Genomic DNA, 12,618 nt, shown 5'->3' on the forward strand with positions numbered 1-12,618 from the left:
CGGCCAAAAAGGTCGGGGCTTTTTTTTATCTTCGATTTATGACGATGAAAGAGTTGCACGCTCTATTTTTAGAGCATCCCACCATAAGTACGGACACCCGGAAAATCACCGAAAACTGTCTGTTTTTTGCCTTGAAAGGCCCCAACTTTAACGGCAATGCCTTTGCGCAAAGCGCGTTGGACAATGGAGCTGCCTACGCCATAATCGACGAGGAGGAATTCAAAACCTCCGACAGGTTTCTTCTTTTCGAAGATGTTTTGGCCACCTTGCAACAGTTGGCAACCTACCATAGAAATTATTCCAAGGCCAGAATCGTATCGCTGACGGGAAGCAATGGAAAAACCACCACCAAAGAGCTTATCAACGCTGTTATCTCTAAAAAATATGACACCATAGCCACCAAGGGCAACCTTAACAACCATATCGGGGTTCCTTTGACCTTGCTGTCCATAAAAGAGGACACCGAGATCGCCATTGTGGAAATGGGCGCCAATCACAAAAAGGAAATCGAGTTCTTGTGCGGCATTGCCCAGCCAGATTTTGGTTATATCACCAATTTTGGAAAGGCCCATTTGGAAGGTTTCGGAGGCGTGGAAGGTGTAATCCAAGGAAAAAGCGAACTCTACGATTATTTAATCGGCCACAACAAATATGTTTTCTTAAATGCCGACGATGATATTCAGAAGGAAAAGTTAGCGAGCTACACCAAAAAAATGGGCTTTAGCTCCAGTGACCATCAATATTATAACATAAAGTTCCTCGGCGCCGACCCCTATGTGGCAGTGGAGGTGGAAGGAACACAAATACAAACACAATTGGTGGGCAAATACAATTTTTCCAATTGTTGCGCCGCTATTTTAATGGGAAAATATTTTAATGTTCCCATTGAGGATATCAAATCGGCGATTGAGGGTTATCGTCCGGAAAACAATAGGTCACAATTATTGTCCAAAAATGGTTTCGATATCATTCTGGATGCATACAACGCCAATCCGACGAGCATGAGGGCTGCCTTGGAAAACTTCGATTTAATGAAGGCCAAGAGAAAGACTTTGATCATCGGGGATATGTTCGAGCTTGGCAACACAGCGGCCGAAGAGCATCAGGCCATTGCAGATTTTGCCAACGAGCTACAATTTGATGAAACATACCTCGTTGGTGAAAATTTCTATGCGACCAAAACATCTTTGAACAAATTCAAATCGTTTGATGCCCTAAAGGAACATTTGATGAAGAATCCTTTGGAAAAAGCATCAATGCTTATAAAAGGGTCAAGGGGGATGGCTTTGGAGCGGGTATTAGAGGTGTTATGATTGGTTGTTACGTTTATAAAACCATGAATCCGAATTTTCCTGTGCCGCATTACCATCATTTTGTGGAAACGAGAAGCTCCCTGACATCCACATCCAAGGCTTTTGCGATTTGAAATAGTGTTTCAACCCTTGGTTGCATATCATTCCGGCACCATTTTGAAACAGTATTTGTATTCATATCCAATTCATCTGCCAGCCAATTATTGGTTTTTCCCTTTTCGGCTAAAACCGCTTTAATTCTATTGTAAAATGGTTTATCCATAGCAATTGCTGTGATTGAGCAATAAAAATAATCAAGAAAAACAACTGTTATAAGTATTAAAATATGCCTTGTTGGGAGATTTAAAAATCTTTACATAACTTTGAAATGCTTTATTAGGAGATAAATAGACCTTTAAAGTTTTTTTAGAGATAAAAACATAACTATGAGCAAAAGTTTTTCCCGATCAGACTTAGAACAAATCATCAGCCTACAACAAGAAAGCCTACAGGCCATGCAAAAGGTGTTGGGCGGTTTACGTAACCAAAACGAACGCTTGGAGCGCAGTAACCAAAAATTAAGAAAAAGAATTTCGGAATATGAGTAGAAAAAGTGGGATATACTGGATTCGAACCAGTGACCTCTGCCCTGTCAAGGCAGCGCTCTAAACCAACTGAGCTAATATCCCTTTGAAAACGGGGTGCAATATCGGAAATTAATCCCAATCTCCATACTCTGCAGAGTTCTTTGATGTCTCGTGCAAGGTAATATGCAACAATTGCCCCTTTTTAAGCTTGGGTTTTAGAATATCGTAGATCACTTTTACAAAATACTCCGTTGTCGGAAGCAGATTTTCGAACTCCGGACAATCCTCGTTCAAATTTTTGTGGTCAAAGCGTTCCTCTACCTCATCATGGATCAATGTTCCCAGCTCGGCAAGGTCCATTACAAACCCGGTATCGGGGTCTACCTCGCCCTTTATCCGTACTTCAAGGTCAAAATTATGACCGTGAAAGCTAGGACTGTTGCATTTACCGAACACCTCAATATTCTTTTCCTTGCTCCATTTTGGGTTATGGAGCCTGTGCGCGGCGTTAAAATGTGCTTTTCTACAAATCGTGGCAATCATGCTGCAAAGTTAAGTTCTTTTTCTGCAATCCTATTTTATTGGTTCAAAAAAATGTGCAAAAGGATTCTGAACGTTTCCCATTTGAATTGATATTCCATCTTCTTCTTGTTAACTTTATAGGATGGGCGAATTGCCTTCAAAATAACATATGAAATAAAATACTATACTATGAAAATCACCTTTCTAGGACACGCTTCTTTCTTGATCGAGATGAACGGAAAACATATTTTGGTCGACCCTTTTATCACCGGCAACGAGATGGCATCCGATATTAATATTGATGACCTTAAAGTCGACTATATTTTTCTGACCCATGGCCACCAAGACCATGTGCTTGATGTGGAAGCCATAGCCAAGAACAATCCTGATGCCCTATTGGTTTCCAATTTTGAGGTGGTGAGTTGGTTTGGCGATAAAGGTATCGATGGACACGGTATGAACCATGGAGGAAAATACACCTTTGATTTTGGAACGGCCAAATACGTGACCGCTATTCATTCCAGTATGCTGCCCGACGGAAGCAATGGCGGAAATCCTGGAGGCTTTGTGCTATGGGACGACTCCAAATGCATTTATATTGCTGGCGACACTGCCTTGACCAAGGACATGGAACTGATTCCTATGACCTGCCCAAAACTGGATATGGCCATTTTACCGATTGGCGACAATTTTACAATGGGCTATGAGGATGCGACCATTGCAAGCGACTTTATTAAATGTGACCAAGTCATCGGTTGCCATTACGACACTTTCCCCCCAATTAAATTGGATAAATCCAAAGCTGCGGAATATTTTGAGAAGAAAGGCAAAAAATTGATTCTGCCCGATATTGGGGAGTCCATTGACTTATAAAAACAAAAAAGCCTCCGACTTTCGGAGGCTTTCTAATTCTTAGGGAGCCTTAAAACTCCGCGTCGAAATCGAAAAGTTGCCAGAAGTGTCCTTGGAGATTATTTCAACCGAATAGTCGACCCCATCAATAAATTGGATTGGGTCGACAATATTAGCATCGACACCCGTTTCTTCCAATATAATATTTTCGTTTTCAAGAATTTTTATGTCATAGGTAAGCGCATCGTCGTCCTCATCACTACCAACCCAACTTATAGACATTTCCATTGTTTCGGTATTAAACGCAACGCTTATTTCTGCTGCGTAGGGTGCGTAATTGCCCACTGGTATTCCAGGGGTGGTAAAAGAATAGGTGTTTCCTGGTGTTTTCCCAAACTCATTGATTGCTGTAACGGACCAAGTATAGGTCTTCCCTCTTTGCAGTTCCACTTGGGCCTCCAAATTGGAATACATATTGCTGAATACCTCAGAACTACCTTCCATAACAGCTAATTCGTAATTGTCCGCAAATTGCGCCTCGTTCCAATTAAAAGCAATCAAGACCATGGAATCGTCCGAGGGTACTTCTTCATAATCGGAACAAGGTTCCCCGTTCACAGGCAATGTTCCTGTTACTTTCAAAGGCAAATCATTACTGGGTTCAGGTTCCGGGGGCGGTTGTTCCCCTCCGCTTCCTCCCCCACAAGAGCAAAGAATAAGGGTCATACAAAAACATATCATCTGGGCAATTGACTTCATTGTCTTCATCGCTTTACAATTTTTACGGTTTCCATATGTCCTTCAACTTCCATTTGCAAGAAATAAACTCCCGATTTCAGGGTGGAAACATCTATACTTTTGTTGTTTTGATCATAATTGATAGCCCTGACAAGCCTTCCATCCAAACCAAAAACCATTGTGTTAATTACACTTTTATTGGTCATTATATTTACTCGGGATGAGGTTATGGTCGGATACACTTGAATGGCGTCTCCAATAAAAAAGCTATCGGACACAATGCCTTGGCAAGCATTCTCACCTGAAATGGAAACTTCACTTTGACCGTACAAGTTCTCAATCAGAATGTTTTGCCTTCCTGTATTTTCAAAGGAGTAGCTTTTTTTCTCCCCATTTATCAAAACATCATAATTCTTACTTCCAGCTACCTCATATAAAACGGTACCATTTTTGGAATCGGTCGAAGCTCTTTTTCCCGTTATGGAAGACAAACTGTTTATAGTGGCACCATAAGTTTGTTCGAACAAAATTTCAGGTATGGAAACGGTAATGGTATACATTCCTGCGGATAGATTACCAATTTCAAATTCCTGCCCGGATGCTACATCATCAAATTGATTGGAGTAAGAATTACCAGATATTGAAATATCCATCAAATGACCCGGTACATCCATCAAAATATGTACTGCCCCATCCGTACTATCGATACAACTAGGTGTCAATACATAAACCTGGACGGCATCCGCTGGAATAATTTCACATCCATATTCATCCACTACAGCATCTGGATTGGTGTTCAAACAAAGGTCCAGATGGTCCAAAACTCCATCGGCATCATTGTCCTCGTTGCAAAAAGGGACCTTGCCGCCATCGATGATTGTCCAGCCAAAGTTATCAATAAGATTTTGTCGTGCTTCTTCAGAATCACAATATTGACTTGAGCCAGCATCAAAATTAATATTAGTCTGCAAACTTGAAAGGGAACCCCATCCATTTAATATTCCATCATAATTGCCATTGGATAGCTGTACGCCAAGGAACATCCAATCCATATTTGTTACATTAGAGACATCCCACTTACCCAAATCTTGATCAAAAGCGACCGCTTCTTGAAACATACTGTCCATATCTGTGACACTAGACACATCCCAAGAAGATATATCCTGATTAAAGCGATCTGTCCACAGGAACATAACCGCCATACTGCTGACATTGGAAACATCCCATGACGATATATTTTGGTTAAAAACCCTATTGCCCATGAACATCCCTTCCATCCGGTTTACATTTGAAACATTCCAACTTCCTATATACCGATCAAAACTGTTTGCAGATCTGAACATGTAGGCCATATCATCAACACTGGAAACATCCCAGAGGCCTATGTCTTGATTAAATGAGCTGGCACCACTAAACATATTAACCATTCGGGTAACGTTGGAAACATCCCATGATGATATATCTTGGTTGAAGGATGATGCTCCCAAGAACATAGCTCCCAAATCCGTGACATTGGAAACATCCCAACCGCCAATATCTTGATTGAACAATGGCGCGTCAAGAAAGACACCGAACATTGTAGTGACACCTGAAACATCCCAATCCGAAAAATTCGGTTTTCCTACCAAGCTACTGCAAGCCCTAAACATATAACCCATGTCTTCAACATTGGAAAGATCTGGAACATCAGTTGCGACAACGTCCAAATTTGTACAACGCGCAAAGGCATCGGCCATTGAACTCCATTGAAGGTCGCCCCATTGACTTACTGAAATCAACTTTTCGTAATCCTTTGCCTCATCTTCTGGAAAATAATTGAAATATATTCTTGGGAATTTTCCACTTATCGAAACTTGATAGGTTCCTGCAGTTGCATAAGTATGTGTAATATCACCTGTTATATTTTCATCAGAAGTACCATCGCCCCAAGCAACAGTATAGTTGTAGGTTTCATCAGGATGGGTAGGAATTGTAATTTGATTATCCGCAGAAATCCCGGGGTTGTCTGTTTTCCATGTAGTCACAAAAAAACACGTTTCGTTGGCACCTGCATCGTCTATTACCCATCCATAGGTGTCAATTAAATATTGTCTCTCATCCGCGGCACTACAATAATAATTGTCCGGAGCCCCCAATTGCACCCCACTTTTTAAAGATGGCAACTGACTCCAACCTATCAAGATTTTATCATAATTCGTATTTGAAAGGCCAGAGCCCTTGAACAAATTGGTCATATTTTCCATCTCTTGAACATTCCAATTGCTCAAATCTTGATTAAACGATTCGGCATCTTCGAACATTCCATAGAAATCTCTCTTTCCGGTAACATCCCATTCTCCAATTGAACCATTAAAACTACTGGCTCCTCTGAACATAAAGTTCATATATGTCGCCTTTTCAATATCCCAATTGGCAATAGATGCGTTCCCCTTCAAGGATTTGGCATCCCAGAACATCCCACTTAAGGAAACTCCTCTTGAGAAATCGGGAATATCCGTTGCCGTAATATCCATATTTTCACAGCCTGAGAATGCAAAACCCATTGACCTCCAACGGTTTGAACCCCATTGATCCACGGATAATAATTTTAAATCATCGGAGGTTTGGGGACCAAATTCATAACCGTTGAAATATATTCTAGGAAATTTTCCAGTAATCGACACCTCATATACTCCAGGCTGTGCATACGTATGGGTAATGTCTCCAGTAACTGCTTCATCAAAAGTACCATCTCCCCAATCTACCCTATAGTCATAAATATCTGTTGCACTTGTTGGAATAGTTATTTGATTGTCATTTGAAGGACCTGGGTTATCCGTCTTCCAAGTAGTCACAAAAGGTACTTCGGGTTCACAGTCAATCCCATAATCGTTTATGGTCCAGCCGTAATCATTGATTAAGGTAGCTCTTTCGTTTTCGGCCGTACAGTATATAGCATCATTGGCCCCTAAAGTAACGCCCGTCTTTAATCCCGGAAGTTGCGACCAAGCAATCAGTATAGCATCATAATTTTCTCTGGATAAATCCGAATCATCGAAAGCATTACTCATATCCAACACATTGGAAATATCCCATGAACTTAAATCTTGATCAAAGTGGCCTTGGTTAAAAGCATTTCGCATACTTACAAGGCTCGAAACATTCCAACCGGTAATATCATGATTGAAATAGGTGCTATTAAATATAAAATCGATATTAACAACATTACCTACATCCCAGTCAGAAATGTCCTGATTGAACATACCGCTGCTAAACAGCCCCGCCATGTTCACTACATTGCTTACGTCCCATGAATTAATGTCATTATTAAAACTAGAACTAAAAAACATATATGACATGTCCTCTACATTGCTCGTATCCCAAGACGAAATATCCTGATTAAATGAAGACTTGTCGAACATGTAGGACATATCCGTGATTGTGCTCACATCCCAAGAATCAAAACTTTCAACTCCATTAAAGCTGGAGAATTCCCGGGTATCTCTATAATCATAAGTGAGATAGTTACAGTAATAAAACATTCGGCGTAAACTCGTAACATTCGATAGGTTTGGGGCATCTGTAGCCCCAACCGCAAGATTGGAACAACCTGCAAAGGCGGATTCCATTGAAGTCCAAGCAATATCTCCCCACTGTTTGATATTAAGAAGCTTATCTGCATCGCCGGATTCGTTAAAATAAATCCTGGGAAAGTCTCCGCTAATGGAAACTTCATAGGTTCCTGGAGCTGAATATGTATGAGTAATACCTGCAACCACATCAGTATCGACAGTGCCATCACCCCAATCTATTGCATAATCATAAAGTGATTCATTGGAAACAGGAATACTAATCTGGTTACTGGCTGAAGCTCCAGGATTGTCAGTCTTCCAAGTTGTAACAAACGGACAACCTTTGCCTTCATCCGTAATGGTCCAACCATAATCGGTAATAAGAAATGTCCGAGCCATTTCGCCGTTACAAAATGTGCTGCGTCCAGCATCTAATTGAACTCCACTCTGCAAACTTGGAAGGTTAGACCAACCAATAAGAGTATTATCGTAATTCCATTGGGAAAGTTTCGTAAAGGAAAACATATTGGACATACTTGTTACGTTGCCAATATCCCAATCACCTAAATTTTGATCAAACGCCTGTGCAAATTGGAACATACTGCCCAAATCCACTACGTTGGACATATCCCAAGCACTTAAGTCTTGATTAAACGACATAGCTTGATCAAAAAGTGAATTCATACTTTCTACATTGGAAACATCCCATTCTCCAATAGGTTGATTAAATGAAGTAGCTCCACTAAACGCATTGGCCATATTGGTAACATTGGAAACGTTCCAACTGCCGATAGGCTGATCAAAAGAACTTGCCCCGGAAAACATACCGTTCATAAATATCAAGTTCTCTAAATTCCATGATGAAACATCTTGGTTAAACGCAGATGCTGTTTGGAACATATACTGTGCATCGCGTAAATTTGATGTATCCCAACCTCCTATATCTTGGTTAAAAGATTCAGCTCCAGAAAACATAAACCCCATCCCCCCGACATTAGACGTATCCCAACCTCCTATATCTTCATTAAAAAGTATTGCATACTCGAACATACTATAAAAGGAAGTAATAGAACTTACGTCCCAATTTCTCATAGCTTCATTAGTAGATAGAGAGGAACAAAATCTAAACATGGAACTAAGATTATCAGTGTTTGAAAGGTCGGGGATGTCCGTGGCGTTGATCACCATGTTCTCACAACCAAAAAATGCATTTTGCATAGAACTCCATTGGATAGAACCCCATTGATCTATGCTCAACAATTTATTGTTATCGTCAAGTCCATTAACTAAAAATCCAGAACTACCTGAGACCATTTGTGCCTCAAAGTATATTCGTGGAAATGTGCCAGAAATGGAAACTTGATAAGTGCCGGGAACTCCATATGTGTGCGTGATATCACCTGATACGTTGGAATCGGAAGTGCCATCGCCCCAATCAACAGTATAGTTGTAGGTTTCTCCCGTAAAAGTGGGAATTGTAATTTGATTATCGGCTGATACTCCTGGATTGTCGGTCTTCCAAGTAGTGATAAATTCCGTTTGGGCAGATACCATAAAATGAACCAGGCCCAAAAGGATTGAGAAGTAGAATTTTTTCATGCGTTAGTTTAGCTGTGGAAACTTACATTTTTAAAAGCTAACGTGAAAAAACATTTCGATAAAACGTAATATTTTTCTTATGAAGTCAGTTTTTGTTCAAAACACGTTTTGTGCTTTTAGATTCATTAGATATCATAATATGTGCAATTCTTTCAACAATCATCCTATGGCAAAGGCACCATAGCTTCCATGATGGGTAAGGCTTACAGAAAGTATTTGTTCCCCATTCGTCAATGCGGGAACTCCCATTTCGTTCTTTACTAGCTGATAGGAATCAGCAACGCAACTGAGCAGCCTTTCCTTCAACTCATTGCTCTGCTGCTTTTGCCCCGTACTTTCAAATTTGATGATGTTAGAACCCAAGTTTTGTCGATTCAACCTTGCTTCTGACAGTATGTAATTGGCTGTCTCCGTTGTTTCAATATAACATTGGAAATCCTTGAATCCCACAACCCATGAATTATGGTTGGTTTCACATTCGAACGCCTTGGGATTATAAAAACGAACAGGATGTAGTTGCGTGTAAAGTTTGTAGGATGCCTCTTTTATACTCCATAATCGCCAGACCATTCGAAATGGGTTTGCTGTATTTTGGATATATGTTTGTTCCGATTCTGAAAAAAGTTTATCCAAGAACCGTGGTCGTTGCCAATTTGAAGCATACCTCGCTTCAGCAAGATCAACAATGTCGTTTCCGACCATTACTTGCCCATTTTGGTGGTGACTATGCCCATGGCCGACTTTACATCAAGCATTTGCTCCATATCCTCATTTTCCAAGCGGATATCAAATTCGTCCTCAATATCCAAAATAATGTCCACCAAATTCGCTGAGTTTATCTTGAGGTCATTTACAAAATCTGTGTCTTCGGAGAGGTTTTTGAAAGCTTCTTCATCTTGAACATAAGGTTCGATGATGGGTTTTAATTTGGCGATCAATTCTTCTTTCTTCATATTTTTTTGAAAGGTAAGTTACGGTTTAAATCGCTTAAATAAAACACAGGCATTCACATCCCCGAAACCAAAACTGGCCTTGGCGACCACATCAATTTGGTGATTCATGGATTTGGTCGGCACCTTCGCTGCAGCAATCATGGCCTTGATCTCGTCGTGGAGATCTTCACAATTGATGTTCGGCGCTATAAACTGTTCCTTAATTTGAACAATGCTGGCCACACATTCAATAGCGCCCGCCGCGGCCAAGCAATGCCCAATCAATGATTTGGTCGAATTGATAAAGGGAAAATCATCACCGTTTCTCCCCAATCCCTTGGTCCAATTTTCAATTTCCAGGGCATCCTTGGACGTGGCGGTCAGATGGCCGTTGATAGCATCTATTTCATTCGGATTTATTCCTGAATTTTTCAAGGCATTTTTTATACATCGTTGCACGGCCTCCGGATTTGGTGCGGTCAAGGTGCCGCCTTGGCGCTGCCCTCCAGAGTTGACTTCTCCGCCCAAAACCTCAGCATAAATCGTCGCACCACGTTCCATTGCAGATTCCAAGGATTCCAACACCAAAGCTCCCGCACCACTCCCTGGCACAAAACCGGATGCCGTGGCACTCATGGGCCTAGAGCCTTTTTCCGGTTCGTCGTTATGTTTGTAAGTCATCACCCGCATGGCGTCAAACCCGCCCCAAACGTAGGGCCCATAATCGCTGCAACTACCTACTAGCATTCTTTTCGCCTTTCCGCTCGCAATACGGTCGTATCCCATTAAAACAGCTTCCGTACCTGTTGTGCAGGCCGATGAATTTGTAGTCACCTGATTGCCCAGCCCAAGCATACCGCCCAAATAAGCGCTAACACCACTGCCCATGGTCTGCAAAACAACTGTGCTGCCCAAACGCCTTACGTTACCGTCATCCAGTTGATAAATGGCTTCCCGGAATTTATCGACGCCTGATGTGCCTGTCCCAAAAATAAGCCCTGAGTCGTAATCCAGCTCGCTCTCCGGATGCTTATCAAATCCAGCATCTTTCCATGCATCAATACCGGCAATGCAACCGTACAAAATGCCGGAACTATTAAATCCCCGCAACTGCAATTCTGTAAAATAGTGGGATTTCAATTCCTCCGTGATGTTTGGGACACCTCCTATTTGGCACGAAAAATTGAGTTCTTTTAATTGTGGATGGAACGAGATACCGGAAGTTCCATCTTTCAAAGCCTCCGTGAATTGTGGAATACCCACACCGTTTGGTGCAACTACTCCGATTCCTGTGATGACGACGCGATGCTTCATACTTTCAACATTCCCGAAATTATCCCTCTCGCCACAAGTTCCTCCTTTTCGTTCAGCATTTTTACCTTACATTTCAATTTATTGAATCGAAATACCTCCTTTTCGGAATGTACAATGACTTTTTGGCCCGGCAAGACGGGCAAATAAAAATCCATTTGATGGGAGGTCAAGGCAATCTGTGGTTTTTGGCTGTTCCTCAACTCATCCTTAACCAAATACATACCCAAACAAACCAAACCGATCTGCGCCATACATTCCGTCAGAATTACACCCGGGGTGATAGGGTTGCCCTTAAAATGACCTTCGTAAAAGAATTCATCCTCTTTAAAGGTATAGTGCCCTGTTATGTGGTGTTCAGAAATGGTCTCAATCCCGTCCACGAATAAAAATGGGGATTGATAGGGCAATAATGCTATGATTTCCTCTGCCTCCATGTTACACCAAGTGTTCGCCACCATCCACAGGAATCACCGTTCCCGTAATCCAAGCGGCTTCGTCCTTTGTTAGCAAATAAACAACGTTGGCCACATCCTCAGGAGTAGTCAAACGTTTATTGGGATTTCGTTTTAAGGTATATTGTATAATTTTTTCACTTCCGGGAATCATGCGCAAAGATGTCGTATCCGTTACCCCTGCCTGGATACAGTTGGCCCTGATTCCGTAGGGCGCAAACTCAAAGGCTATATTTCTGGTAATGGCCTCAAGGGTCACTTTCGCCGCAGAAACAGCTGCGTAGCTGCGCCATGCCTTGGAATTGCCTTCACTGGTAAAACTGACTATTCGAGCGTCGGATGCGAAAAGCTTTGCTTCAAATATTTCTTTGGTCCAATCGTACAAACTAATGCCCATTGCTTGAATGGTCAAGGTAAAATCATCATGCTTTAGCTCCGATTCCCCATCCGATACCATGGGTTTTAGGTTGCCCTTGGCAACACTGTGCACCATGGCGCGTATCTTGTGGTTATTCCCCAGAATTGATTTCAATTCTTGGATCAGCGCCTCCCTTTTCTGGGGATTGAAAGCATCTGTGTTGAATGCTTTACACTGAACGCCCTCTTGCTCCATCACTTTAAACTCTTCGAGAATTGCTTCTTCCTGCATTCGGGGACTGCGATATACCACACAAATGTTCATGCCGTGTTTGGCCAATTTTTTTGCCGTTGCCAGACCCAGTCCACTACTGCCGCCGAGTATTAAGGCCCAATAATTTTTATCTGTAAATTCTTTCATA

The 12,618-nt window shown here is 41.6% G+C and carries 12 protein-coding genes and 1 tRNA gene; 3 read left to right on the top strand and 10 right to left on the bottom strand.

Annotated elements, in window-relative coordinates:
- Positions 1–38: 38 nt before the first annotated feature.
- On the top strand, positions 39–1,313 hold the full coding sequence (locus GVT53_RS13875; RefSeq protein ID WP_166250498.1) for a UDP-N-acetylmuramoyl-tripeptide--D-alanyl-D-alanine ligase: 1,275 nt from the start codon (positions 39–41) through the stop codon (positions 1,311–1,313).
- A gap of 55 nt (positions 1,314–1,368) precedes the next feature.
- On the opposite strand, the gene GVT53_RS13880 is transcribed toward GVT53_RS13875, so the two are convergent.
- Positions 1,369–1,575 (bottom strand): helix-turn-helix transcriptional regulator, encoded by a 207-nt coding sequence (locus GVT53_RS13880; RefSeq protein WP_166249109.1) that lies wholly within the window; start codon positions 1,573–1,575, stop codon positions 1,369–1,371.
- Positions 1,576–1,738: 163 nt separating this feature from the next.
- Here GVT53_RS13880 and GVT53_RS13885 point away from each other — a divergent pair, with 163 nt between their 5' ends.
- Positions 1,739–1,900, top strand: a complete 162-nt coding sequence (locus GVT53_RS13885) for a DNA replication initiation control protein YabA (RefSeq protein WP_166249110.1) — start codon at positions 1,739–1,741, stop codon at positions 1,898–1,900.
- A gap of 6 nt (positions 1,901–1,906) precedes the next feature.
- Here the strand turns inward: GVT53_RS13885 and GVT53_RS13890 are convergent.
- Both GVT53_RS13890 and GVT53_RS13895 read right to left on the bottom strand, forming a co-directional pair.
- Positions 1,907–1,981 (bottom strand) — tRNA-Val (locus tag GVT53_RS13890).
- Positions 1,982–2,008: 27 nt separating this feature from the next.
- Positions 2,009–2,422: a 6-carboxytetrahydropterin synthase gene (locus GVT53_RS13895; protein ID WP_166249111.1), complete on the bottom strand. Its 414-nt coding sequence runs from the start codon at positions 2,420–2,422 to the stop codon at positions 2,009–2,011.
- 168 nt (positions 2,423–2,590) lie between these two features.
- Here GVT53_RS13895 and GVT53_RS13900 point away from each other — a divergent pair, with 168 nt between their 5' ends.
- Positions 2,591–3,274 carry a metal-dependent hydrolase gene (locus GVT53_RS13900; protein ID WP_166249112.1) on the top strand — a complete coding sequence of 228 codons (684 nt, stop codon included), beginning with the start codon at positions 2,591–2,593 and terminating at the stop codon, positions 3,272–3,274.
- 39 nt (positions 3,275–3,313) lie between these two features.
- Here GVT53_RS13900 and GVT53_RS13905 read toward each other — a convergent pair whose 3' ends face one another.
- From GVT53_RS13905 to GVT53_RS13935, 7 genes are all read right to left on the bottom strand, one after another.
- Positions 3,314–4,021 carry a hypothetical protein gene (locus tag GVT53_RS13905; protein WP_166249113.1) on the bottom strand — a complete coding sequence of 236 codons (708 nt, stop codon included), beginning with the start codon at positions 4,019–4,021 and terminating at the stop codon, positions 3,314–3,316.
- Positions 4,018–9,141: a BspA family leucine-rich repeat surface protein gene (locus tag GVT53_RS13910; RefSeq protein ID WP_166249114.1), complete on the bottom strand. Its 5,124-nt coding sequence runs from the start codon at positions 9,139–9,141 to the stop codon at positions 4,018–4,020. The genes GVT53_RS13905 and GVT53_RS13910 overlap by 4 nt, the downstream gene beginning before the upstream one ends.
- A 159-nt stretch (positions 9,142–9,300) precedes the next feature.
- Entirely contained in the window at positions 9,301–9,843 is a 543-nt protein-coding gene (locus GVT53_RS13915; protein WP_166249115.1) for a 4'-phosphopantetheinyl transferase family protein, read from the bottom strand.
- Complete coding sequence (locus GVT53_RS13920; protein WP_166249116.1) at positions 9,843–10,094, bottom strand: acyl carrier protein; 252 nt, start codon at positions 10,092–10,094, stop codon at positions 9,843–9,845. The genes GVT53_RS13915 and GVT53_RS13920 overlap by 1 nt, the downstream gene beginning before the upstream one ends.
- Before the next feature lie 18 nt (positions 10,095–10,112).
- A complete protein-coding gene (locus GVT53_RS13925; protein WP_166249117.1) occupies positions 10,113–11,387 on the bottom strand; it encodes a beta-ketoacyl-[acyl-carrier-protein] synthase family protein in 1,275 nt (424 codons plus the stop codon).
- Positions 11,384–11,821: a 3-hydroxyacyl-ACP dehydratase FabZ family protein gene (locus tag GVT53_RS13930; protein WP_166249118.1), complete on the bottom strand. Its 438-nt coding sequence runs from the start codon at positions 11,819–11,821 to the stop codon at positions 11,384–11,386. The genes GVT53_RS13925 and GVT53_RS13930 overlap by 4 nt, the downstream gene beginning before the upstream one ends.
- Before the next feature lies 1 nt (position 11,822).
- Positions 11,823–12,617 carry an enoyl-ACP reductase FabI gene (locus GVT53_RS13935; RefSeq protein WP_166249119.1) on the bottom strand — a complete coding sequence of 265 codons (795 nt, stop codon included), beginning with the start codon at positions 12,615–12,617 and terminating at the stop codon, positions 11,823–11,825.
- Between the last annotated feature and the right edge of the window lies 1 nt (position 12,618).

Origin of the sequence: Flagellimonas oceani, assembly GCF_011068285.1 — a bacterium.
GTDB classification, from domain to species: Bacteria; Bacteroidota; Bacteroidia; order Flavobacteriales; family Flavobacteriaceae; genus Flagellimonas; species Flagellimonas oceani.

Excerpts from the sequence above, each read along its gene's own strand:
- GVT53_RS13930 (WP_166249118.1), bottom strand. The coding sequence starts at position 11,821 with ATGGAGGCAGAGGAAATCATAGCATTATTGCCCTATCAATCCCCATTT.
- GVT53_RS13935 (WP_166249119.1), bottom strand. The coding sequence starts at position 12,617 with ATGAAAGAATTTACAGATAAAAATTATTGGGCCTTAATACTCGGCGGC.
- GVT53_RS13925 (WP_166249117.1), bottom strand. The coding sequence starts at position 11,387 with ATGAAGCATCGCGTCGTCATCACAGGAATCGGAGTAGTTGCACCAAAC.
- GVT53_RS13875 (WP_166250498.1), top strand. The coding sequence starts at position 39 with ATGACGATGAAAGAGTTGCACGCTCTATTTTTAGAGCATCCCACCATA.
- GVT53_RS13885 (WP_166249110.1), top strand. The coding sequence starts at position 1,739 with ATGAGCAAAAGTTTTTCCCGATCAGACTTAGAACAAATCATCAGCCTA.
- GVT53_RS13915 (WP_166249115.1), bottom strand. The coding sequence starts at position 9,843 with ATGGTCGGAAACGACATTGTTGATCTTGCTGAAGCGAGGTATGCTTCA.
- GVT53_RS13900 (WP_166249112.1), top strand. The coding sequence starts at position 2,591 with ATGAAAATCACCTTTCTAGGACACGCTTCTTTCTTGATCGAGATGAAC.
- GVT53_RS13905 (WP_166249113.1), bottom strand. The coding sequence starts at position 4,021 with ATGAAGACAATGAAGTCAATTGCCCAGATGATATGTTTTTGTATGACC.
- GVT53_RS13895 (WP_166249111.1), bottom strand. The coding sequence starts at position 2,422 with ATGATTGCCACGATTTGTAGAAAAGCACATTTTAACGCCGCGCACAGG.
- GVT53_RS13910 (WP_166249114.1), bottom strand. The coding sequence starts at position 9,141 with ATGAAAAAATTCTACTTCTCAATCCTTTTGGGCCTGGTTCATTTTATG.
- GVT53_RS13880 (WP_166249109.1), bottom strand. The coding sequence starts at position 1,575 with ATGGATAAACCATTTTACAATAGAATTAAAGCGGTTTTAGCCGAAAAG.
- GVT53_RS13920 (WP_166249116.1), bottom strand. The coding sequence starts at position 10,094 with ATGAAGAAAGAAGAATTGATCGCCAAATTAAAACCCATCATCGAACCT.